General features: G+C 60.3%; 19 protein-coding genes. 13 read left to right on the top strand and 6 right to left on the bottom strand.

Annotated elements, in window-relative coordinates:
* The 11 genes from bluB to OQ460_RS17265 all read left to right on the top strand — a co-directional run bounded on the left by bluB (window position 1) and on the right by OQ460_RS17265 (window position 9307).
* The gene (gene bluB / locus OQ460_RS17315) at window positions 1-651 is read left to right on the top strand and encodes a 5,6-dimethylbenzimidazole synthase (protein WP_410018617.1); all 651 of its coding nucleotides are present in this window, start codon (window positions 1-3) and stop codon (window positions 649-651) included.
* A complete protein-coding gene (gene cbiB, locus OQ460_RS17310) occupies window positions 648-1556 on the top strand; it encodes an adenosylcobinamide-phosphate synthase CbiB (RefSeq protein WP_410018616.1) in 909 nt (302 codons plus the stop codon). The genes bluB and cbiB overlap by 4 nt, the downstream gene beginning before the upstream one ends.
* On the top strand, window positions 1549-2538 hold the full coding sequence (cobD, locus tag OQ460_RS17305) for a threonine-phosphate decarboxylase CobD (RefSeq protein WP_410018615.1): 990 nt from the start codon (window positions 1549-1551) through the stop codon (window positions 2536-2538). The genes cbiB and cobD overlap by 8 nt, the downstream gene beginning before the upstream one ends.
* The gene (locus tag OQ460_RS17300) at window positions 2535-3986 is read left to right on the top strand and encodes a cobyric acid synthase (RefSeq protein WP_410018614.1); all 1452 of its coding nucleotides are present in this window, start codon (window positions 2535-2537) and stop codon (window positions 3984-3986) included. The genes cobD and OQ460_RS17300 overlap by 4 nt, the downstream gene beginning before the upstream one ends.
* A gap of 33 nt (window positions 3987-4019) precedes the next feature.
* A complete protein-coding gene (gene cobU, locus OQ460_RS17295; RefSeq protein WP_410018613.1) occupies window positions 4020-4541 on the top strand; it encodes a bifunctional adenosylcobinamide kinase/adenosylcobinamide-phosphate guanylyltransferase in 522 nt (173 codons plus the stop codon).
* The gene (gene cobT / locus OQ460_RS17290; protein ID WP_410018612.1) at window positions 4538-5593 is read left to right on the top strand and encodes a nicotinate-nucleotide--dimethylbenzimidazole phosphoribosyltransferase; all 1056 of its coding nucleotides are present in this window, start codon (window positions 4538-4540) and stop codon (window positions 5591-5593) included. The genes cobU and cobT overlap by 4 nt, the downstream gene beginning before the upstream one ends.
* Complete coding sequence (gene cobC / locus OQ460_RS17285) at window positions 5590-6165, top strand: alpha-ribazole phosphatase family protein (RefSeq protein ID WP_410018611.1); 576 nt, start codon at window positions 5590-5592, stop codon at window positions 6163-6165. Before cobT ends, cobC begins: the two co-directional genes overlap by 4 nt.
* Before the next feature lie 2 nt (window positions 6166-6167).
* A complete protein-coding gene (locus OQ460_RS17280) occupies window positions 6168-6896 on the top strand; it encodes an adenosylcobinamide-GDP ribazoletransferase (protein ID WP_410018610.1) in 729 nt (242 codons plus the stop codon).
* A gap of 42 nt (window positions 6897-6938) precedes the next feature.
* On the top strand, window positions 6939-7343 hold the full coding sequence (locus OQ460_RS17275) for a MarR family winged helix-turn-helix transcriptional regulator (protein ID WP_410018609.1): 405 nt from the start codon (window positions 6939-6941) through the stop codon (window positions 7341-7343).
* A gap of 62 nt (window positions 7344-7405) precedes the next feature.
* Window positions 7406-8605, top strand: a complete 1200-nt coding sequence (locus tag OQ460_RS17270) for an MFS transporter (RefSeq protein ID WP_410022042.1) — start codon at window positions 7406-7408, stop codon at window positions 8603-8605.
* A gap of 150 nt (window positions 8606-8755) precedes the next feature.
* The gene (locus OQ460_RS17265; protein ID WP_410018608.1) at window positions 8756-9307 is read left to right on the top strand and encodes a glutathione peroxidase; all 552 of its coding nucleotides are present in this window, start codon (window positions 8756-8758) and stop codon (window positions 9305-9307) included.
* 65 nt (window positions 9308-9372) lie between these two features.
* Here OQ460_RS17265 and OQ460_RS17260 read toward each other — a convergent pair whose 3' ends face one another.
* The 3 genes from OQ460_RS17260 to OQ460_RS17250 form a co-directional block, all read right to left on the bottom strand.
* Window positions 9373-10662, bottom strand: a complete 1290-nt coding sequence (locus OQ460_RS17260) for an OmpP1/FadL family transporter (RefSeq protein WP_410018607.1) — start codon at window positions 10660-10662, stop codon at window positions 9373-9375.
* A 146-nt stretch (window positions 10663-10808) separates the two neighbouring features.
* Window positions 10809-11291 (bottom strand): hypothetical protein, encoded by a 483-nt coding sequence (locus OQ460_RS17255; protein ID WP_410018606.1) that lies wholly within the window; start codon window positions 11289-11291, stop codon window positions 10809-10811.
* Window positions 11292-11569: 278 nt separating this feature from the next.
* Window positions 11570-11794 (bottom strand): hypothetical protein, encoded by a 225-nt coding sequence (locus tag OQ460_RS17250; RefSeq protein WP_019407963.1) that lies wholly within the window; start codon window positions 11792-11794, stop codon window positions 11570-11572.
* Window positions 11795-12695: 901 nt separating this feature from the next.
* Here OQ460_RS17250 and OQ460_RS17245 point away from each other — a divergent pair.
* Together OQ460_RS17245 and rmuC are read left to right on the top strand one after the other, a co-directional pair.
* A complete protein-coding gene (locus tag OQ460_RS17245) occupies window positions 12696-13019 on the top strand; it encodes a sel1 repeat family protein (RefSeq protein ID WP_410018605.1) in 324 nt (107 codons plus the stop codon).
* Between the two features lie 175 nt (window positions 13020-13194).
* Window positions 13195-14565, top strand: a complete 1371-nt coding sequence (gene rmuC, locus OQ460_RS17240; protein ID WP_410022041.1) for a DNA recombination protein RmuC — start codon at window positions 13195-13197, stop codon at window positions 14563-14565.
* Between the two features lie 9 nt (window positions 14566-14574).
* Here rmuC and OQ460_RS17235 read toward each other — a convergent pair whose 3' ends face one another.
* The 3 genes from OQ460_RS17235 to OQ460_RS17225 form a co-directional block, all read right to left on the bottom strand.
* Window positions 14575-18045 carry a NahK/ErcS family hybrid sensor histidine kinase/response regulator gene (locus OQ460_RS17235; RefSeq protein WP_410018604.1) on the bottom strand — a complete coding sequence of 1157 codons (3471 nt, stop codon included), beginning with the start codon at window positions 18043-18045 and terminating at the stop codon, window positions 14575-14577.
* 112 nt (window positions 18046-18157) lie between these two features.
* Complete coding sequence (locus tag OQ460_RS17230) at window positions 18158-18541, bottom strand: YbaN family protein (protein WP_410018603.1); 384 nt, start codon at window positions 18539-18541, stop codon at window positions 18158-18160.
* Between the two features lie 20 nt (window positions 18542-18561).
* Window positions 18562-19149, bottom strand: coding sequence for a UPF0149 family protein (locus OQ460_RS17225; protein WP_410018602.1), 588 nt, complete (start codon window positions 19147-19149; stop codon window positions 18562-18564).
* Between the last annotated feature and the right edge of the window lie 12 nt (window positions 19150-19161).

The raw sequence follows: 19161 nt of genomic DNA, 5'->3' as shown, positions 1-19161 counted from the left end.
ATGACTGACAATGCCTTCCCGCCAGCCGATCGCGAGGCTGTGTACCGTGCCATTGCCGAGCGCCGCGATATGCGCCACTTCAGCGGTGGCAGTATCGCGCCTGAGTTGTTGCATCGCCTGTTGCAAGCGGCCCATCAGGCTCCCAGTGTCGGCTTGATGCAGCCTTGGCGTTTTATCCGCATCAGTGACCGCGGCTTGCGAAGCCAGATCCAGCAACTGGTTGAAGAGGAGCGGGTGCGCACCGCCCAAGCCCTGGGCGAGCGTTCCGACCAGTTCATGAAGCTCAAGGTCGAAGGTATCAACGATTGTGCCGAAGTACTGGTGGCGGCGCTGATGAATGATCGCGAGCGGCATATTTTCGGCCGCCGTACCCTCCCGGAAATGGATCTGGCGTCGCTGTCCTGCGCGATCCAGAATCTGTGGCTGGCTTCGCGCGTCGAAGGGCTGGGCATGGGCTGGGTGTCGCTGTTCGAGCCCCAGGCGCTGGCCGACCTGCTGGGCTTGCCAGCCGGTGCCAAGCCGCTGGCGGTGTTGTGCCTGGGCCCGGTGACGCAATTCTATCCGGCACCGATGCTGCAACTTGAAGGCTGGACCGAGCCGCGTCCGTTGAGTGACATGTTGTATGAGAATTATTGGGGAGTGAGTCAATGAGCGTGGCCTTGCTGAGCGTCGCTGCCGTGGCGCTGGATGCGCTGCTGGGAGAACCCAGGCGCTGGCATCCGCTGGTAGCGTTCGGCAATTTTGCCGGGCGTGTCGAACAGCGTTTCAACTCTGCAGGTCGTGGCTGGCGCAGTCATGGCGTCACCGCGTGGTTTATCACCGTGGTGCCGCTGACCGTGTTGGCCACGGCCTTGTCCTGGGCGCCTGTCGTGGGCTGGATCATCGAAATTCTCGCGCTGTACTGCGCCTTGGGCCTGCGCAGCCTGGGTGAGCACGTCGCGCCGGTGGCCCAGGCATTGCGCAGTGATGATCTGGATGAAGCGCGCAAACGCGTGAGTTATCTGGTCAGCCGCGAAACGGGCGAACTGGACAGTACCCAGGTCGCTCGCGCGGCGACCGAGTCGGTACTGGAAAACGGTAGCGATGCGGTATTTGCCGCCTTGTTCTGGTTTGCCGTCGCCGGTGTGCCAGGGGTGGTGCTCTACCGCTTGAGCAACACCCTGGATGCCATGTGGGGTTATCGCAATGAGCGCTTTGAACGTTTCGGTTGGGCTGCGGCGAAAATCGACGATGTGCTCAACTACATTCCTGCCCGGCTCGTGGCATTGACCTACGCACTGTTGGGCAAGACCCGACTGGCGCTCAAGTGCTGGCGTACCCAGGGCTCCACTTGGGACAGTCCCAACGCCGGCCCGGTGATGGCTGCAGGCGCTGGTGCCCTGGGCGTCGAGTTGGGTGGGGCGGCGACGTATCATGGGCAGTTGCATCAACGCCCGACCCTGGGTGAAGGGCCGCCGGCCGACGCCGACTCCATCGACCGCGGCTGGCAACTGGTGCAGCGCGGCGTATGGCTGTGGTTACTGATTCTGTGTGCGGGGGCACAATTTTATGCTTGAACACGGAGGCCGGTTGCGCAAGGCGGCGATACAGTACGGTATCGCACAGGAAGACTGGTTGGACCTGTCCAGCGGCCTTGCGCCCTGGCCCTGGCCGATCCCGGAAATAGCGCTGCGTGCCTGGGCGCGTTTGCCAGAGACCGATGACGGGCTGGAGCAGGCTGCGTGCGATTACTACGGGGTTTCCCACGCGCTGCCGGTACCGGGTTCACAGGCGGCAATCCAGTTGTTGCCGCGCCTGCGTCGGGCGGGCAAGGTCGGGGTTTTGTCGCCGTGCTATGCCGAGCACGCCGAAGCCTGGCGTCGCGCGGGTTATATCGTGCGCGAGGTGCTGGAGCAGGAAGTGGACTTTTTCCTCGACAGCCTCGATGTTCTGGTGGTGGTCAACCCCAACAACCCTACAGGTCTTAGCCTTGCGCCCCGACGTTTGCTGGATTGGCATGCCAGGTTGGCCCAGCGCGGTGGTTGGTTGATCGTGGACGAAGCCTTTATGGATAACACCCCGCAGTTGAGCGTGGCGGGCCAGTCCCATCAAGTCGGCTTGATCGTGCTGCGCTCGTTCGGCAAGTTTTTTGGCTTGGCCGGGGTTCGGCTGGGTTTTGTGCTGGCTGAACGCAAGTTGCTCAAATTGCTTGCCGAACAGGTCGGGCCGTGGGCGGTCAGCGGGCCAACGCGGGAGTTGGGCCAGATATGCCTGAAGGATACCGCCGGTCATGCACGCCAGCGCCTGCGGTGCGAGGAGGCTAGCCAGCGGTTGTCGGCATTGTTGGAACAATACAATCTGCACCCGCAAGGCAAGTGCGCGCTGTTCTTGTGGCTGATCACCCATCGCGCCGAACAGTTGCATGAGTTCATGGCCCAGCGTGGCATCCTGTTGCGTCTGTTTGCCCACGACAGCAGCTTGCGCTTTGGCTTGCCGGGCACCGACGCCGATTGGGTGCGTCTCGAGCAGGCCCTGGGTGCCTGGAAGAACGCCTCATGACCACCTTGATGGTGCAGGGCACCACTTCCGATGCGGGCAAAAGCACCTTGGTTACCGCCTTGTGCCGCTGGGTGGTGCGCCAGGGCGTGCCGGTGGTGCCCTTCAAACCGCAGAACATGGCGCTCAACAGTGCTGTGACGGCGCAAGGCGGCGAGATCGGCCGGGCCCAGGCAGTCCAGGCCCAGGCTGCCAACCTGGCGCCGCATACCGACATGAATCCGGTGCTGCTCAAGCCCAACAGCGACACCGGTGCCCAGGTCATCATTCATGGCCGTGCGGTCACCAGCATGAACGCGGTGGCGTATCACGATTACAAGGCCATAGCCATGCAGGCAGTGTTGGCTTCACATGCGCGGTTGAGCGCGGCCTACCCGGTGGTGATGGTGGAAGGCGCGGGTTCGCCCGCCGAGATCAACCTGCGGGCCAACGATATCGCCAACATGGGCTTCGCCGAGGCCGTGGATTGCCCGGTGCTGCTGATTGCCGATATCAATCGCGGCGGGGTCTTCGCACACTTGGTGGGCACCCTGGAGCTGTTGTCGCCCTCGGAACAGGCACGCATCAAAGGCTTCATCATCAATCGTTTTCGTGGCGATATTGCGTTGTTGCAGCCTGGCCTCGACTGGTTGGAGGCGCGTACCGGCAAGCCAGTGGTGGGCGTGTTGCCCTATGTGATGGATCTGCATCTGGAAGCCGAGGATGGCATCGACCAGCGCCAGATCGATAAGGCGGCGCAGGTGCTGAAAGTGGTGGTGCCGGTATTGCCGCGTATCAGCAATCACACGGATTTTGACCCGCTGCGTCTGCATCCCCAGGTGGACCTGCAATTTATCGGCCCGGGGCAGGCGATCCCTGCAGCCGACTTGATCATCCTGCCCGGCTCAAAAAGCGTGCGTAGCGATCTGGCGTACCTGCGTGCCAATGGCTGGGGGACGGCGATTGCCCGGCATCTGCGCTACGGCGGCAAAGTGTTGGGGATTTGCGGGGGGCTGCAGATGCTCGGCAAACAGGTGCATGACCCGCTGGGCCTGGAGGGCGCCGCGGGCTCCAGCGATGGGCTGGGGCTGCTGGCGTTCAGCACGACCCTGCAAGCAGAGAAGCAATTGCGCAATGTGCAGGGCCGGCTGATGCTTGAAGACGTACCGGTCAGTGGCTATGAAATCCATGCTGGCGTGACCCGTGGCGATGGCCTGGCGAAGCCTGCGGTGCAACTGGACGACGGTCGCAGCGACGGTGCTTGCAGCGACGATGGGCAAATCCTTGGCACCTATCTGCACGGCCTTTTCGAGACCCCGGCGGCCTGCAGTGCGTTGTTGCGTTGGGCCGGTTTGCAGGATGTGCAGGAAGTGGATTATCACGGCCTGCGCGAGCGGGATATCGAGCGTCTGGCGGACTTGGTGGAGCAGCACCTGGACACCGGGCTACTGCGCAAACTGTGTGGTATTTGAGGTCGGGAAACCGGCCATTTTGAGGTTCCAGGCATGTTGCAACTTATCCTTGGTGGCGCCCGTTCCGGTAAAAGCCGTTTGGCCGAAAAGCTTGCCATCGACAGTACGTTCCCCGTCATCTATATAGCCACCAGCCAAGCGCTGGACGGCGAAATGAGCCAACGGGTGGCCATGCACCAGGCGCGTCGTCCTGCCGAGTGGGGGCTGATCGAGGAGCCTGTCGAGCTGGCCCGTGTGCTGCGGGAAAACGCGGCTGTCGGGCGCTGCCTGCTGGTGGATTGCCTGACCCTGTGGCTCACCAACCTATTGATGCTCGACGACCCGCAGCGTCTGGCCCGCGAGCGCGAGCACCTGTTGGACGGCCTGGCCTGCCTGCCGGGTGAAATCATTTTCGTCAGCAACGAAACCGGGCTGGGAGTTGTGCCGCTGGGCCAATTGACTCGCCGCTATGTCGATGAAGCCGGTTGGCTGCATCAAGCTTTGGCCGAGCGTTGTCAGCGTGTTGTCCTGACAGTCGCCGGCTTGCCCCTGACTTTGAAAGGTACTGCGCTATGACTCGATCCTGGTGGCTCGACCCATGCAAAACGCTTGACGCCCAGACGTATGAACTGGCCCTGGCCCGTCAGCAGCAATTGACCAAGCCGGCCGGGTCCCTTGGGCAACTGGAAGCCTTGGCGGTGCAACTGGCTGGCCTGCAAGGGCAGCTCAAGCCTTGCGTCGACCAGGTATGGATTGCGATTTTTGCCGGTGATCACGGCGTGGTGGCGGAAGGCGTCTCGGCCTACCCCCAGGCAGTTACCGGGCAGATGCTGCATAACTTCGTCACGGGAGGCGCGGCAATCAGTGTGTTGGCGCGTCAGTTGGGCGCGCAACTGGAGGTGGTGGACCTCGGTACGGTGAGCCCTTCATTGAATCTGCCGGGGGTGCGCCACCTGAACATCGCCGCCGGCACGGCCAATTTCGTCCAAGGCCCGGCGATGACCCACGCCCAGGGCTGCCAGGCCCTGGATGCCGGCCGTGACAGCGTCCGGCGCGCAGGGGAGGTCGGCGCGCAGTTGTTTATCGGCGGGGAGATGGGTATCGGCAACACCACCGCAGCGAGCGCGCTGGCCTGTGCATTGCTCGCTTGCCCGGTAAGTGACTTGACTGGCCCTGGCACCGGCCTGAATGCACAAGGTGTCAGCCACAAAGCCGCGGTCATCGAGCGCGCATTGGCGCTGCATGCACCGCGACGCGGTGACACGCTGCAAACCCTGTTCAGCCTGGGCGGTTTTGAGATTGCCGCACTGGTGGGCGCCTACCTGGCGTGCGCACAGGAAGGTGTCGCAGTGCTGGTGGACGGGTTTATCTGCAGCGTGGCGGCGCTTGTTGCCGTGCGCCTGAACCCGTCCTGCCGCGACTGGCTGTTGTTCGGCCATTGTGGTGCCGAGCCCGGCCATCGCCATGTGTTGCAAAGCCTTGCGGCCGAACCGTTGCTGCATCTGGGTTTGCGTCTGGGCGAAGGCAGTGGTGCGGCGCTGGCGGTGCCGTTGTTGCGCCTGGCTTGTGCGTTGCACGGGCAAATGGCGACCTTTGCTGAGGCTGCTGTGGCGGACCGTCCGGCATGACGTTGTATCTGGACTTGCTGCGTCATGGTGAAACCGAACTGGGTGGCTGCTTGCGTGGCAGCCTGGACGATGCCTTGACGCTCAAGGGCTGGGAACAAATGCGCGGTGCCGTGCAGGGGAGTGGGCCATGGGATCGACTGGTCAGCTCGCCGCTGCAGCGTTGCGCGCGGTTTGCCGAGGAGTTGGGTGCTCGACTGAATCTGCCGGTGAGCCTGGAAAAGGATCTGCAGGAACTGCATTTCGGCGCCTGGGAAGGGCAAAGCGCGGCACAGTTGATGCAAACCGATGCGCAGGCTTTGGGTTTGTTCTGGGCTGATCCGTACGGCTTCACGCCGCCGGGTGGCGAACCTGTCGAAGCGTTCTCCCGGCGCGTACACGCCGCTGTCTTGCGGTTACACCAGCGCTATGCAGGTCAGCGCGTGCTATTGATCAGCCATGGTGGCGTGATGCGCTTGCTGTTGGCGCAGGCGCGGGGCTTGCCCCGTGAGCAGTTGCTGAATGTCGAGGTCGGCCATGGCGGCTTGTTCAGCGTGCGGGTCGATGCCCAGGGCACATTGAGCGAAGGGGCCTGAATATGTTGCCTTTGTGGATAGCCTTGCAGTTTCTCAGCAGCTTGCCGATCCGTTTGGCGGGCATGCCGCAACCCCGGGAGCTGGGGCGCTCGCTGCTGTTTTATCCGCTGGTGGGGTTGCTGTTCGGGTTGCTGCTATGGGGGCTGAACAGTGTGCTGATGGGCGCACCCTTGCTCCTGCACGCGGCCTTGGTATTGACGGTGTGGGTGTTGCTCAGTGGTGGTCTGCACCTGGACGGTTTGGCAGACAGCGCTGACGCCTGGCTCGGTGGTTTTGGCGACCGCGAGCGCACCCTGAGCATCATGAAGGACCCGCGCAGCGGCCCGATTGCTGTGGTTACGCTGGCTTTGGTGTTGCTGCTCAAGTTCTGTGCGCTGGTGGCGTTGATTGAGCAAGGCAATGGCGCCGCGTTGATTCTCGTGCCGTTTATTGGTCGCGCTTCAATGCTGGCGCTGTTTCTCACTACCCGTTATGTGCGTGTTGGTGGTCTGGGGCAGGCGCTGGCGGATCATCTGCCACGCCTTGTCGGCCAGCAGGTGCTTATCCTCAGCGGTCTGGCCTGTATCCTGATCGGCGGTTTCAGCGGTGGCATCGCGGTGTTGCTGGCAGCCCTGTGTTTCGTGGTCTTGCGCCAATTGATGGTCAACCGGCTGGGCGGAACCACCGGCGACACGGCAGGCGCGCTGTTGGAGTTGCTGGAAGTCGCGGTACTGGTTGGCCTGGCTCTGTAACGGTTTCTTGCATTTTTCTGATCGCGGGTATATACACGCACCATGCTGACCTCCCACTGTTTATGTACTAACCTGCGTCGCGCCGCTCGTGGTGTCAGCAGGCATTACGACGGCGCCCTCGACGGCTTCGGAATCAACGTCGCCCAGTATTCTTTACTGTGTAATCTGCAGCGCCTGGACCAGCCAAGTATCTCCAGCCTGGCCGACGCCATGGGCCTGGACCGCAGCACCCTGGGACGTAATCTGCGGGTGCTGGAGGGCGAAGGCCTGGTGCAATTGGTCGAAGGTGATGACCTGCGTAATCGCTTGGTGTTGCTAACGGAAGCGGGCAAGGAACGGCTGGCTGCAGCGTTGCCGGCCTGGGAGGTTGCGCAGCAGAAGTTGATCGATAAGTTGGGTGCAGAAAAGCGCGAAACACTGTTGGCCTTGCTGGACGAACTCGCTTGAATGCGAGGTGTTCGACTATAAGCGGGTATATACCCGCGAGCGGAGAATAAAAAATGACCTCGATGTGGCGTACCAGTGGTTGGATTCTAGTAGGCAGTGCGCTGATCCTGGCCCTTTCCCTTGGCGTGCGGCATGGCTTCGGCCTGTTTCTGTCTCCCATGAGCATCGAGTTCGGCTGGGGACGCGAAACATTTGCCTTTGCTATCGCCCTGCAGAACCTGATCTGGGGCCTGGCCCAACCGTTTACCGGTGCGCTGGCCGATCGCTTTGGTGCGGCCCGCACGGTGATGGTCGGTGGCGTGCTCTATGCCTTGGGCCTGGTATTCATGGGGTTGTCCGATTCGGCGCTGACCCTGTCGCTGAGCGCCGGTTTGTTAATCGGCATTGGCCTGTCAGGCACCTCGTTCTCGGTGATCCTGGGCGTCGTTGGGCGTGCTGTGGCACCGGAAAAGCGCAGCATGGCCATGGGGCTCGCCAGTGCTGCAGGCTCTTTCGGTCAGTTCGCCATGTTGCCGGGCACCCTGGGCCTGATTGGCTGGCTGGGCTGGTCGGCCGCGTTGCTCGTGCTGGGGCTGCTGGTGGCCCTGATCGTGCCTTTGGTGACGCTGATCAAGGATCGCCCGCTACCGATACTGGCCGGCCAACAGACATTGCGCGAAGCCTTGCATGAAGCTTGCTCCCATTCCGGTTTCTGGCTGCTGGCCTTCGGTTTTTTCGTGTGTGGTTTTCAGGTGGTGTTTATCGGCGTGCATCTGCCGGCCTACCTGGTGGATCAACACTTGCCAGCAACCGTCGGCACCACGGTGCTGGCGCTGATCGGCCTGTTCAATATCTTTGGCACCTACACCGCCGGTTGGCTCGGCGGGCGCATGTCCAAGCCACGCTTGCTCACCGCGTTGTACTTGTTGCGGGCAGTGGTGATCGTATTGTTCCTGTGGGCGCCGGTGACGCAGATCAGTGCTTATCTGTTCGGCATGGCCATGGGGTTTTTGTGGCTTTCCACCGTGCCTCTGACCAACGGTACGGTCGCGACCTTGTTCGGCGTACGAAACCTGTCGATGCTGGGGGGGATTGTGTTCCTGTTCCATCAACTGGGCTCGTTCCTCGGCGGTTGGTTGGGTGGCGTGGTTTATGATCGAACCGGCAACTACGATTTGATCTGGCAGGTGGCGATTGTTTTGAGCGTACTCGCCGCAGCTCTCAACTGGCCGGTACGTGAGCGGCCGGTGGCGAGGTTGCAGGCGCAGATGGAGGCAGCATGAATTCAGTTCGATACTGGTTGGGTGGGGCAGGGCTGGCTGCGCTTCTGCTGATTGCCTGGTGGGGCTGGCAGCGCAGCGGCCTGGCGTTGATGCAACTGGGGATGTCGATCTGTTAAGTTCCTTGTCTGAACTTATTTGAGGGTATCCGACATGCTTAAGCGCTGGCTCGCAGTACCTGTGTTGATGATGGCCTGTGGCGCAGTTGCCCTGGCCGCCGACTGTCCGCCGTTGCTTGAAGGCCAACTGCCAAAATTGCGTGTCAAGGAATCCATCGACCTGTGCCAACGCTTTGCCAGTAAACCCCTGGTGATCGTCAATACCGCCAGTTTTTGCGGGTTTGCGCCGCAATTCAAAGGGCTCGAAGCGTTATACCAGCGCTATAAGGGCCAAGGGCTGGAGGTGGTCGGGGTGCCGTCCGATGATTTCAAGCAGGAAGCCAAGACTGGCGAAGAGACCGCCAAGGTCTGTTACGTCAATTATGGCGTGACCTTCACCATGACCGAGCCGCAGAAGGTCCGAGGGCCGGACGCGGTCCATCTGTTCAAAATCCTTGCTAGCCAGACCAGCGCGCCGAAGTGGAATTTCTACAAGTACGTGGTGGATCGCCAGGGTAAGGTGATTGCCAATTTCTCCAGCCTGACAAAACCCGATGACGCGGATTTGATCACGGCCGTGGAGCAGGCGCTGGCTTCCAGGCCCTGATCGTCGACCATTAAAAAAGCCCCGCCTCCTGTGCAGGAGAGCGGGGCTTTTTGTGCGGCTTGGGTTTAGAACTTGTACGTCACGCCCAGGCCGAAACCGTTGGCGCTGTTTTCGTATTTAGCGTTGTAGGTCTGGTTCAGTGCGTTGTGGCGAGCCACCTTGACGGACTCTTCCTTGAGGTAGGAATACGCCAGGTCCACTGTCATGTTCGGCATGACGTCGTAGCCCAGGCCCAGGCTGAAGATAGTCCGGTCACCCGTAGGGATGCGCGGCGAACGATCAGTGTTGTTGGTCGGCGACTGGTCGAAAGTCAGGCCGGTACGCAGCACCACTTGCTTGCTGACGCGGTACGAGGTACCCACGGCGTACGCCCAGGTGTCGTGCCAGTTCTGATCTTCCTTGATGGTGCCGACGATTGCAGGGGCGAGTGCGCCGCCCGCTCCTGTGACGCCTTTGTTGTTGACCGTGATGTCCTTGAGGCGGCTCCAGCGAGTCCAGGTCGCGCCGGCGTAGACCTTCCAGGCGTCATTCATGTCCTGGGTCACCGACAGGTCCCAGCTTTCCGGGGTATCGACTTTCAAGGAGGCGTCATAGCGCCCGTTGCCCAGGACGGAGGGCGGTACGCCAGCTCCTGGCGTGACTTCGGTGTGGCCTTCGAGCTTGTACTTCACTTTCGAGTGATAGGTCAGACCTACACGCGTAGTGTCGGTGGCCTGCACCAGAATACCGGCGTTGAAACCCAGCGCGGTATCGTCACCCTTGACTTTGATGCGGTTGTCACCGGTGCCCGGGATCATGCCACTGAGCGAAGGGTTCGACTCCAGGGTCCCGGCAATGCGGTTGATGGTCGGACCAAAACCGATGGAAACCCGATCGTTGAACGCGTAGCTGACGGTCGGCTGGAAGGTGATGACTTGTACTTCGCTCTTGCTGCCGAAGGCGCGGCCCTGGAAGTTGCTTTCGTAATCAGTGATCAAGCCGAACGGTGCGTAGACACCAAAGCCGACAGCCCATTGATCGTTGAGCTTATTGGTGTAGAAACCGAACGGGACGGCAGTGAAAGGCACCATGTCGCCTTTGTTGGAGCCGCTGGAGCGGCCACTGGTGTCCTTGATATCGGTCGAGGCGTCAATCACGGCAAAGCCGCCGGTGATTTGCTGGCCTTCAAGGCGAGCCATACCGGCAGGGTTACCATAAACAGTACTTGCGTTTTCGGCGGAAGAAGAGCGCCCGGCGAAACCGGTACCCATCCCGGCAACGTCTTGTTCGTTGAGGGCAAAGCCACTTGCGAACAGATGGGAAGATGCCAAGGCGACGGCGAGGCTAAGTGTGGTCTTGAGCATTACTTTTTTCATTATTAGAACTCCGAGGTGATCACCGCTGCGGAAAGTACCAATAAAATTACATTAGCGCTATAGGCTGAAATGCAGGAGATAGAGCGGTTTTGTAGGACAATCCGACCAAAATTGCCGATTTTTGACGAATCTTGCAAATCGCCCGGTCAGCAGGCCACCTGATTCATGGGCGATACGCAGGTTTGCCACGCCTGGGTGAAATCCCGCAGCCGGCCCTGGGGGTGAAAGATTTCTTTCCAGATACGTGCCATGGCCAGTAAATCGTCGGGCTTTGGCAGTTGTGTTTGATGTTGTTCCACCAGCAGCCAGGCGATGGCGGTGGCGTAACGCAGGTTGACGGTCAGTTCGAGTTGAGGCCCGCTGAAGAATGCATGTTGGCTGGCAAGCCCGCGTACCAGGCTGGCGCGCTCGGGATCCAGCGCCAGGTAGTTGTCCCACAGGGCGCGGTGACGAGGTTCGGTGATGCGGTACAAACCATGGCCGCGGCGGTCATGCAGGGCCGACCCCAGTTCTGACTGGCTGGCTGCGATCCCCAGCAACAGGGATTCTGCAGTCTGGCTGTGGCGCCCCAGATAAACCAGGGTGGGGCGGATCACATAACGACACAATTCGCTGGCTGCAATACCCATAAAGCCCTCGAAAACGTGAAAGTAGTCGACGAGGCCTGAGAAAAAGGGGCTTGGCAGCAGTGGATCGGATCTCAGGCTCGCCGGAAGCGGAACAAGCCGCCTGAGTTGAAGTGTAGTGTCAGATTCGCGATGTAAAGGGCTGTTTTTAAATCATTTTCATCGAGCGGTTATAAGCGTTATATCCGTTTGGCCTTAGGCAATCCGCCCGCATGCCGAATGCCGGGCAATAAAAAACCCTGCTTTTCGGGCAGGGTTTTCGGGTTTCAACCTGGGAGCGATCAGGCGATAAGAGCCTGGCGGGTACGCTCGATCACGGCCTGCAGCGGTTCTGCGCTGGAGTATTGATCGGGGTACAGGCGTTCGCTGTGACGAGCGATGCCGTGTTCGTTCACCAGGGTGAAGCTGAAGCAGCCTTTGCGAGCAGCCATGATCAGGCAATTCATTGGGGCAAAAGCGTTGGTTAGGGTGCGAATGGCATCCTGTGTATGGATTTGAGTGGACATTTTATTGGTGTTCCTACAAATGACACGGATAAGAACCGTGCAACGTTAAAACGTTCCAGTGACGCTGATCACCATTGATCAAGCGAAGAACCCGACTGGAACAAAGCAGCCAGTTTGAAGCGCTATTAAGTTTGGCGCGCTTGGGCTGGCAGGTAGGTACTTAGGAGGGCAGGCAACACAACAAGGGCAGAGGTTCTGGGCCCGGGGTGAAGATCCTGATCAATTTGCAGGTTGGTTCGGTCAGAGTATGGATACTTCGCGACACCCTTTGCATTGTTCAAAGGCAGTGTCGTCGCAAGTGATACCTGGAAACCATCGAGGCGGTCGATCCCATCGGTATGGACAGAACTTCTCTTTAGGGAAGCTACGTCACGAGGATTTGTTCGACCAGAATTGACTTTCAGCTTGGTACTAACGCCGCGGATAGTAATGGGTTGAAGCAAGTAAAGCAAGTGTGTTAGCAAAATAACGGGCCGATGGCGCTGGCGGCCAGCAAACAGTCGAGTCCATGGGCTGCCTGTAGTCGGTAACGGTTCGAGAGGCTATGGAATCAAAAGGTCCAGCGATATAACGATAAGGCGGGCAGTTGTGCACATTGGTTGCGAACGGTGTCACTCACCTGTCACTGCTCATCGGCTACCTCCGATAGCCTGTATCAAAAATATAAGTCAATGAAAAATCTGGCTTTTTTTTATTGGTGAAAAAAACGTCAGTTTGAGTGCAGGCCCCGTTTCATGGGGCTTTGCGAGAGTTAAAGGGCGGTTGTCCACTGAGTTATCCACAGCTTCTGTGGATTGTCCCAAGCGCTTGCTCTAGAACGGGCGTGCAGGATTTTTTCAGCTTTACCCGTACGAAAAAAGGAGTAGAGTGGCGCGCCTTCCGTTCTGCCCTACAGTGCTTTATGAAGTTTCGCTCAGTATCACCTTCTGTTACCGACAGCCCTGCCAGTGTTACCGCTTCAAAGCGTTTCTCCTTGAAAGTTGCTCTTTGGCTGCTGGACAACCCACGCATTGGCGATAACCCCAATATCAAGCATTTCGCCGGACGTTTGCTCAAGCAACCGGCTCGCGAAGGTGTGGTCGCAGCACAAAGCCGTTTGGGGCAACTGATGTGTCGCGAATGTGGCAATGCCCGTGATCTGCGCATCGGTCATGATCTTCTGCGCCAGGCCGCGCGTGCCGGCGACCGTCGAGCCCTGCGCGAGCTGGGCCAGATTGAAGACTGAGCTGTCCAGGGAGGACCTGCTTGGTTAACCTTGGTCTTTTACAGTAGTGGCGGGAGTGGCTATGGCTTTTGACTGGAGCAGCGTGGCGCTGGGTCTTTGCGTCGCTGCGTTGCCGTTGCTGGTGCTGTGCTGGCAAATCCAGCAGCGTTTGAATGCACGCAAGGCCGGTTGGGAACTGCTCGAAGAGCGCCTGGCCATGGCGCAAATGGCCCAGGCAGGTCTGACGGCGCAGTTGGAGGCCAGTCGCGATGAAATCAGCGATCTGAGCCAGGCCAATGCCGCCAAACAGGCAGATCTGGCCGCCGTGCGCCGAGAAGTCGATCTGCTGCAAATCGACCGCGATAACGCACGTGATGCCGCCCACGCCTGGAACCTCGAGCGTTCTGCCAAGGAAACCGAGCTGCGCCGCCTGGATGCCTTGGCGGCGTCCCTGCGCGCAGAACTGCGCGAACAACAGGACGGCCACCAGCAACGCCTCAATGACCTGCAAGGTTCGCGAGATGAACTGCGGGCGCAGTTCGCCGAACTGGCGGGGAAAATCTTCGATGAACGCGAGCAGCGCTTTGCCGAAACCAGCCAGCAGCGCCTTGGGCAGCTCCTTGACCCGCTCAAGGAGCGCATCCAGTCTTTTGAAAAGCGTGTGGAAGAAAGCTATCAGAGCGAGGCCCGGGAGCGGTTCTCCCTGGCCAAGGAATTGGAGCGCCTGCAGCAACTGAACCTGCGCCTATCGGATGAAGCCACCAACCTGACCCGTGCCCTCAAGGGCCAGAAAACCCAGGGCAATTGGGGTGAGTTGATACTTGAGCGCGTCCTCGAGCACGCGGGCCTGGAAAAGGGCCGTGAGTACCAGACGCAAGTCAGCCTCAAGGGGCCGGATGGCGAGCGTTTCCAGCCGGATGTGTTGATCCTGTTGCCTGGCGATAAGCAGGTAGTGGTGGACTCCAAGGTCAGCCTCACGGCCTACCAGCAATACGTGGGCGCCGATGACGAAGCGATGGGGCAGGCGGCCCTCAAACAACACGTCCTGTCTTTGCGCACACACGTCAAAGGCCTGGCCGGCAAAGACTATAAACGTCTGGAAGGCCTGCATAGCCTGGATTTCGTGCTGCTGTTCGTGCCGATTGAAGCCGCGTTTTCGGCTGCGTTGCAGGCGGAGCCGAACCTGTTTCAAGAGGCTTTCGACCGCAATATCGTGATTGTCAGCCCGACGACGCTGCTTGCGACCCTGCGGGTGATCGACAGCCTGTGGAAGCAGGAGCGCCAGAGCCAGAACGCCCGGGAAATTGCTGAACGCGCCGGCTGGCTGTACGACAAGTTTGTACTGTTTATCCAGGACTTGGATGAAGTGGGCAATCGTCTTCAGCAGTTGGATAAGGCTTACAGCGCTGCGCGTAATAAGCTTACAGATGGACGCGGCAATCTGATCAGCCGTATCGAACAGCTGAAGCTGCTCGGCGCACGCGCCAGCAAAAGCCTGCCGAGTGATCTGCTGGAAAGGGCGATGACCGACGAAAACGGCGTGACGCAGTTGCCTGACGAGCCCTGAACCCGGTCTCTACAAGGGCAGGTGCCGGCTCAGTAGCGCCCTGAGCGCCGCTGGCTTCACCGGCTTGGCCAGGTAGTCCAATCCTGCCGCGTGCACCTGAGCCACCATCTCCGGGCGTCCGTCGGCGCTGATCACCACACCCGGAATCGGCTCCGCCAGTTGTGCGCGCAGCCAGCCCATCAATTCGGTACCGGTCTCGCCATGGTCCAGGTGGTAATCCACCAGCGCCAATTGCGGGCGCATGCCTTCGGCCAGCAACGCGACGCATTGCGCCTGGTCACGGGCGGTCCAGACCTGGCAGCCCCAGCGACTCAGTAGGCTGCGCATGCCAATCAGGATGCTGTCTTCATTATCCACGCACAGCACCTGGGCGCCGCCCAGAGGTTGGCCTTTCTCCTGCGCGGGCTGGGCGGATGGAGTGGCCTGGGTGTTGGACAAGGGGACGCTGACGCTGAACACGCTGCCTTTGCCCGGCCATGACTGCACACGCAAACGATGACCCAGTACCCGACACAAGCCGTCGGCAATCGCCAGCCCGAGTCCCAGGCCCTTTTCGGCGCGGGTCTGGTGGCTGTCCAAGCGCTTGAACTCTTCGAAGATCATTTTCTGTTTATCCAGCGGGATGCCGGGGCCGCGGTCCCAGACCTCCAGGCGCAGTTCGCCCCGGCGATGCCTGACTCCCAGTAGCACCGGGCCGTGGGCATAGCGGAAGGCGTTGGTCAGGAAATTCTGCAAGATCCTTCGTAGCAACTTGATGTCACTGTCGACCCGCAAACGGCTGCCCCGCAAGCGGAAGCGCAGACCCTGTTCCTGGGCCAGAGCCTTGAACTCTGCACCCAGGGCGTCAAACAGCTCGTTGAGGACAAAGGGTTGGCGTTGCGGCGTGATCTTGCCGTTTTCCAGGCGCGAGATGTCCAGCAGGTCGCTGATCAGGTCCTCGGCCGAACGTAGCGAACTGTCGAGGTGCTGCACCAATTGCCGGGCTTCTTGCGACATGCCTTCACCTTGATGGGAAAGGGCGGCGGAGAACAGGCGGGCGGCGTTGAGTGGTTGCATCAAATCGTGGCTGACCGCTGCAAGGAAGCGGGTCTTCGACTGGTTGGCTGATTCGGCGATGCCTTTGGCATCGGTGAGGGCGACATTGAGCTGCGACAGTTCCTGGGTGCGTTCGGTGACGCGTTGTTCAAGGCCTTCGTTAGCCTCGGTCAACGCTTGTTCGGCTTCACGGAACGCGGTGATGTCAGTGAAACTCATGACGAAGCCCCCACCGGGCATCGGGTTGCCGATCAGCTCGATGACCCGACCGTTGGGGAACAGCCGTTCAGACGTATGCGCCCGCCCCTGGCGCATCCAGTGCAAGCGACGAGCCACATGCACCTCGGCTTCCCCTGGCCCGCACAGCCCTCGCTCGGCGTTGTGGCGAATGATATCGGCAATTGGCCGGCCGACGCTGATCAGCCCGTCCGGGTAGTTGAACAGCTCCAGATAGCGCCGGTTCCACGCCACCAGCTTCAGGGACTGGTCGATCACGCTGATGCCCTGGGTAATGTTTTCAATCGCGCCTTGTAACAGCGCTCGGTTGAACTGCAAGACTTCGGACGCTTCATCGGCGATCCGGACTACATCCTCCAGTTGCATTTCCCGGCCTTCAATGGCCGCTTTCACCACTGCTCGCGTCGACGAAGCACCGAGGACCCCGGCCAGCAGCCGTTCGGTATGAGCGATCCAATCGTTGTCGGCGTTTTGGTTGGGGTTGAAGCTCTTGCCCTGGCGATAAGCAAAGCGAATAAAACTTTGCTGTGCCCGTTCCTCACCGACAAAGCGCGCGGCCAAGCTGAGCAGATCATTGATCTGTACCGACAGCATCGACCGTGCACTGGCCCTTTGACTGGTTTCCTGGCCGATAAATCGCCCGGCCTGCCAATGCTCGGACACCCGGGTGCGTGACAGTACCGAGATCCAGGCAAACAGCGTGAAGTTACCCGCCAGCGACAACACCACACCTTGGGTCAGCGGAGTAATCGGCAGTCCCAGTGGATTGCCGTGTAACCATGCCAGGCCGGGGAACAGGCTCAGGGACACCCCCAGGCTGTGGGCGGCAATCGGCAGCACCAGCGTGTAGAACCACAGGAAGGTGCCAGCCGCCAGGCCGGCAAACACGCCGCGACGGTTGGCCTGTTTCCAATACAGCGCGCCGAGCATTGCCGGGGCTAGTTGGGTGACAGCGGCAAAGGCGATCTGGCCGATAGTCGCCAGGCTTGCGGTGGAGCCCAGCAAGCGATAACTGACATAGGCCAGCAGCAGAATAATCACAATGCTGACCCGGCGCACCGAGAGCATCCAGTGGCGAAACACCTCGAACGGCCGCTCGGCATTGGTGCGGCGTAGCAGCCAAGGCAGCAACATATCGTTGGAGACCATGGTCGACAGCGCGACACTGGCCACGATCACCATCCCGGTCGCCGCGGAAGCGCCGCCGATGAACGCCAGTAGTGCCAGGGCCGGATGGGCTTCGGCCAACGGTAGGCTGATCACGTAGGAGTCCGGTAGAACAGAACCCGGCAACAGCATTTTCCCACCCAGGGCAATCGGCACCACAAACAGTGCGGCCAGTACTAGATACGCCGGGAACACCCACTTGGCCAGGCGCAGGTCCTGAGGCTCGATATTTTCCACCACCGTGACATGGAACTGCCGTGGCAGGCAGATAATCGCCATCATCGCCACGCCGGTCTGGACCACCATGGATGGCCAGTTGATGGTCTCTTTCCAATACTCCTCCAACCGGGGCGCGAGCATCGCCTGGCTGAACAGATCATCGAAACCGTCATACAGGCCATAGGTGACAAACGCCCCGACGGCGAGGAATGCAAACAGCTTGACCAGGGATTCGAAGGCGATCGCCAGCACCATGCCCCGGTGGTGTTCGGTGGCATCGAGGTTGCGGGTGCCGAAGACAATGGTGAACAGCGCCAGTACCAGAGACACAATCAAGGCAGTGTCCTGGGCACTTGTACCGGTGGACTCGGCTCCTGCACCGATCAGCAGGTTGACGCCCAGCACGATGCCTTTGAGTTGCAGGGCGATATAAGGCAGGACGCCCACCAGGCAGATCAGCGCCACCACCACGGCCAGGGATTGGGATTTGCCATAGCGGGCCGCGATAAAGTCGGCAATGGAGGTGATGTTTTCCTGCTTGCTGATCAGCACCATCTTTTGCAAGACCCAGGGCGCGAGCACCAGCAACAGGACGGGCCCCAGGTAAATGGGTAAGAAGGCCCACAGCTGTTCAGCGGCCTGCCCGACCGCGCCGAAGAAGGTCCAACTGGTGCAATACACCGCCAGCGACAGGCTATACACCCACGCGCGCACCCGTGGTGGCAGCGGCTTGAGGCGACGGTCACCGTAGAAAGCGATGGCAAACATAATGGCCATGTAGGCCAGGGCAACGGCGGCGATCAGCCCGCTGGACAACGTCATGAGAACTCCGGACAGGGGAACACCCAGGCATTCCAGGCCCGGGAACACAGTCTCGCATGATGTCTGAGGTTAGTCAGTGTCGACCAAGGTCGTGTGGGCGTGAGTCGAGGGTTCAGCGCCGAGGCAAAGTCTTTTGTCGCAGGATATAGATGGTCACCAGCCCTGCACTGGCCAGCATGAATCCGCGCGCCCAGGGCAGCGGTACCAAATAGCAGGAAACGCCGATGCTCAGCCACATGAGGCCAATCGCATACATCTTGCCCTTCAGGGGAATGCCATTGCCATCCAGGTAATCGCGGATCCAGGGGCCCAGGCGTGGGTGCTGTACCAGCCAGGCGTAGAAGCGCGGAGAACTGCGAGCGAAGCAGGCGGCAGCCAGCAACAGAAAAGGAGTGGTAGGTAATACTGGCAGGAAAATCCCGATCACCCCGAGTACGACGCTTAACCAGCCAATGGCCAGCAGCGTGTATCGTACTATCGGGGAGCGGTTGCCCATGAGTGCCACGGGCGAGGGGCTTAGTGGTGACGAGGCTTGAGGATCGCCGGTTTTTCGTCAGGAGCCTGGCACAGCAGGTACAGCGCGGTCAGTGCTTCGGGGATCTGTACGATCATGTCGTCCATGAGGTTGGCATCGGAGGCGATGTCAGAAAACTCAGGTTGATCGTCGAACAAGCCCGAGCCGACCATGATCGGCAACAGCATTTCGCTGACTTCTTCCTCGGCGGTTTCGAACCAGGCTGCTTCGCGCAGGAACACGCCCTCCATAAAGCCAATGCACCAGCCGCGCAGGTCGGAGTCATCCGGCTCTTCGCCAAGGTCCAGGTCGCAAGGCAGTTCGAATTCTTCATCGGACGCCAGCTGGCGGGCGATGTGGGCCCGCAGAGCCAGCAAGGTAGCTTCGATTTCTTCACGCTGCGCATCGTCTGCGTAGTGCGGCTCCTCGGCGAACAGGGCGTCGATCCACTCGCGCTCAGGCACCGACTCGGAGCAGATCGAAAGAGCGGTCAGATAGCCATGGGCGGCCACGTAGTCCAGCGCCTCGTCGTGCAGCTCATCGGCATCGAGGAAGGCTTGCAGGCGGGTTAGTTGCTCAGCGAAGGACATTGAAGGACTACC

Origin of the sequence: Pseudomonas imrae (assembly GCF_046352735.2) — a bacterium.
Classification (GTDB): Bacteria; Pseudomonadota; Gammaproteobacteria; order Pseudomonadales; family Pseudomonadaceae; genus Aquipseudomonas; species Aquipseudomonas imrae.
The sequence above is the reverse complement of the archived record's forward strand: the minus strand, read 5'-3'. Positions and strand labels throughout refer to the sequence as shown.

Bases quoted from the DNA above. Each gene is read 5' to 3' on its own strand.
- bluB (WP_410018617.1), top strand. From the start codon at position 1: ATGACTGACAATGCCTTCCCGCCAGCCGATCGCGAGGCTGTGTACCGT.
- cbiB (WP_410018616.1), top strand. From the start codon at position 648: ATGAGCGTGGCCTTGCTGAGCGTCGCTGCCGTGGCGCTGGATGCGCTG.
- cobD (WP_410018615.1), top strand. From the start codon at position 1,549: ATGCTTGAACACGGAGGCCGGTTGCGCAAGGCGGCGATACAGTACGGT.
- OQ460_RS17300 (WP_410018614.1), top strand. From the start codon at position 2,535: ATGACCACCTTGATGGTGCAGGGCACCACTTCCGATGCGGGCAAAAGC.
- cobU (WP_410018613.1), top strand. From the start codon at position 4,020: ATGTTGCAACTTATCCTTGGTGGCGCCCGTTCCGGTAAAAGCCGTTTG.
- cobT (WP_410018612.1), top strand. From the start codon at position 4,538: ATGACTCGATCCTGGTGGCTCGACCCATGCAAAACGCTTGACGCCCAG.
- cobC (WP_410018611.1), top strand. From the start codon at position 5,590: ATGACGTTGTATCTGGACTTGCTGCGTCATGGTGAAACCGAACTGGGT.
- OQ460_RS17280 (WP_410018610.1), top strand. From the start codon at position 6,168: ATGTTGCCTTTGTGGATAGCCTTGCAGTTTCTCAGCAGCTTGCCGATC.
- OQ460_RS17275 (WP_410018609.1), top strand. From the start codon at position 6,939: ATGCTGACCTCCCACTGTTTATGTACTAACCTGCGTCGCGCCGCTCGT.
- OQ460_RS17270 (WP_410022042.1), top strand. From the start codon at position 7,406: ATGTGGCGTACCAGTGGTTGGATTCTAGTAGGCAGTGCGCTGATCCTG.
- OQ460_RS17265 (WP_410018608.1), top strand. From the start codon at position 8,756: ATGCTTAAGCGCTGGCTCGCAGTACCTGTGTTGATGATGGCCTGTGGC.
- OQ460_RS17260 (WP_410018607.1), bottom strand. From the start codon at position 10,662: ATGAAAAAAGTAATGCTCAAGACCACACTTAGCCTCGCCGTCGCCTTG.
- OQ460_RS17255 (WP_410018606.1), bottom strand. From the start codon at position 11,291: ATGGGTATTGCAGCCAGCGAATTGTGTCGTTATGTGATCCGCCCCACC.
- OQ460_RS17250 (WP_019407963.1), bottom strand. From the start codon at position 11,794: ATGTCCACTCAAATCCATACACAGGATGCCATTCGCACCCTAACCAAC.
- OQ460_RS17245 (WP_410018605.1), top strand. From the start codon at position 12,696: ATGAAGTTTCGCTCAGTATCACCTTCTGTTACCGACAGCCCTGCCAGT.
- OQ460_RS17235 (WP_410018604.1), bottom strand. From the start codon at position 18,045: ATGACGTTGTCCAGCGGGCTGATCGCCGCCGTTGCCCTGGCCTACATG.
- OQ460_RS17230 (WP_410018603.1), bottom strand. From the start codon at position 18,541: ATGGGCAACCGCTCCCCGATAGTACGATACACGCTGCTGGCCATTGGC.
- OQ460_RS17225 (WP_410018602.1), bottom strand. From the start codon at position 19,149: ATGTCCTTCGCTGAGCAACTAACCCGCCTGCAAGCCTTCCTCGATGCC.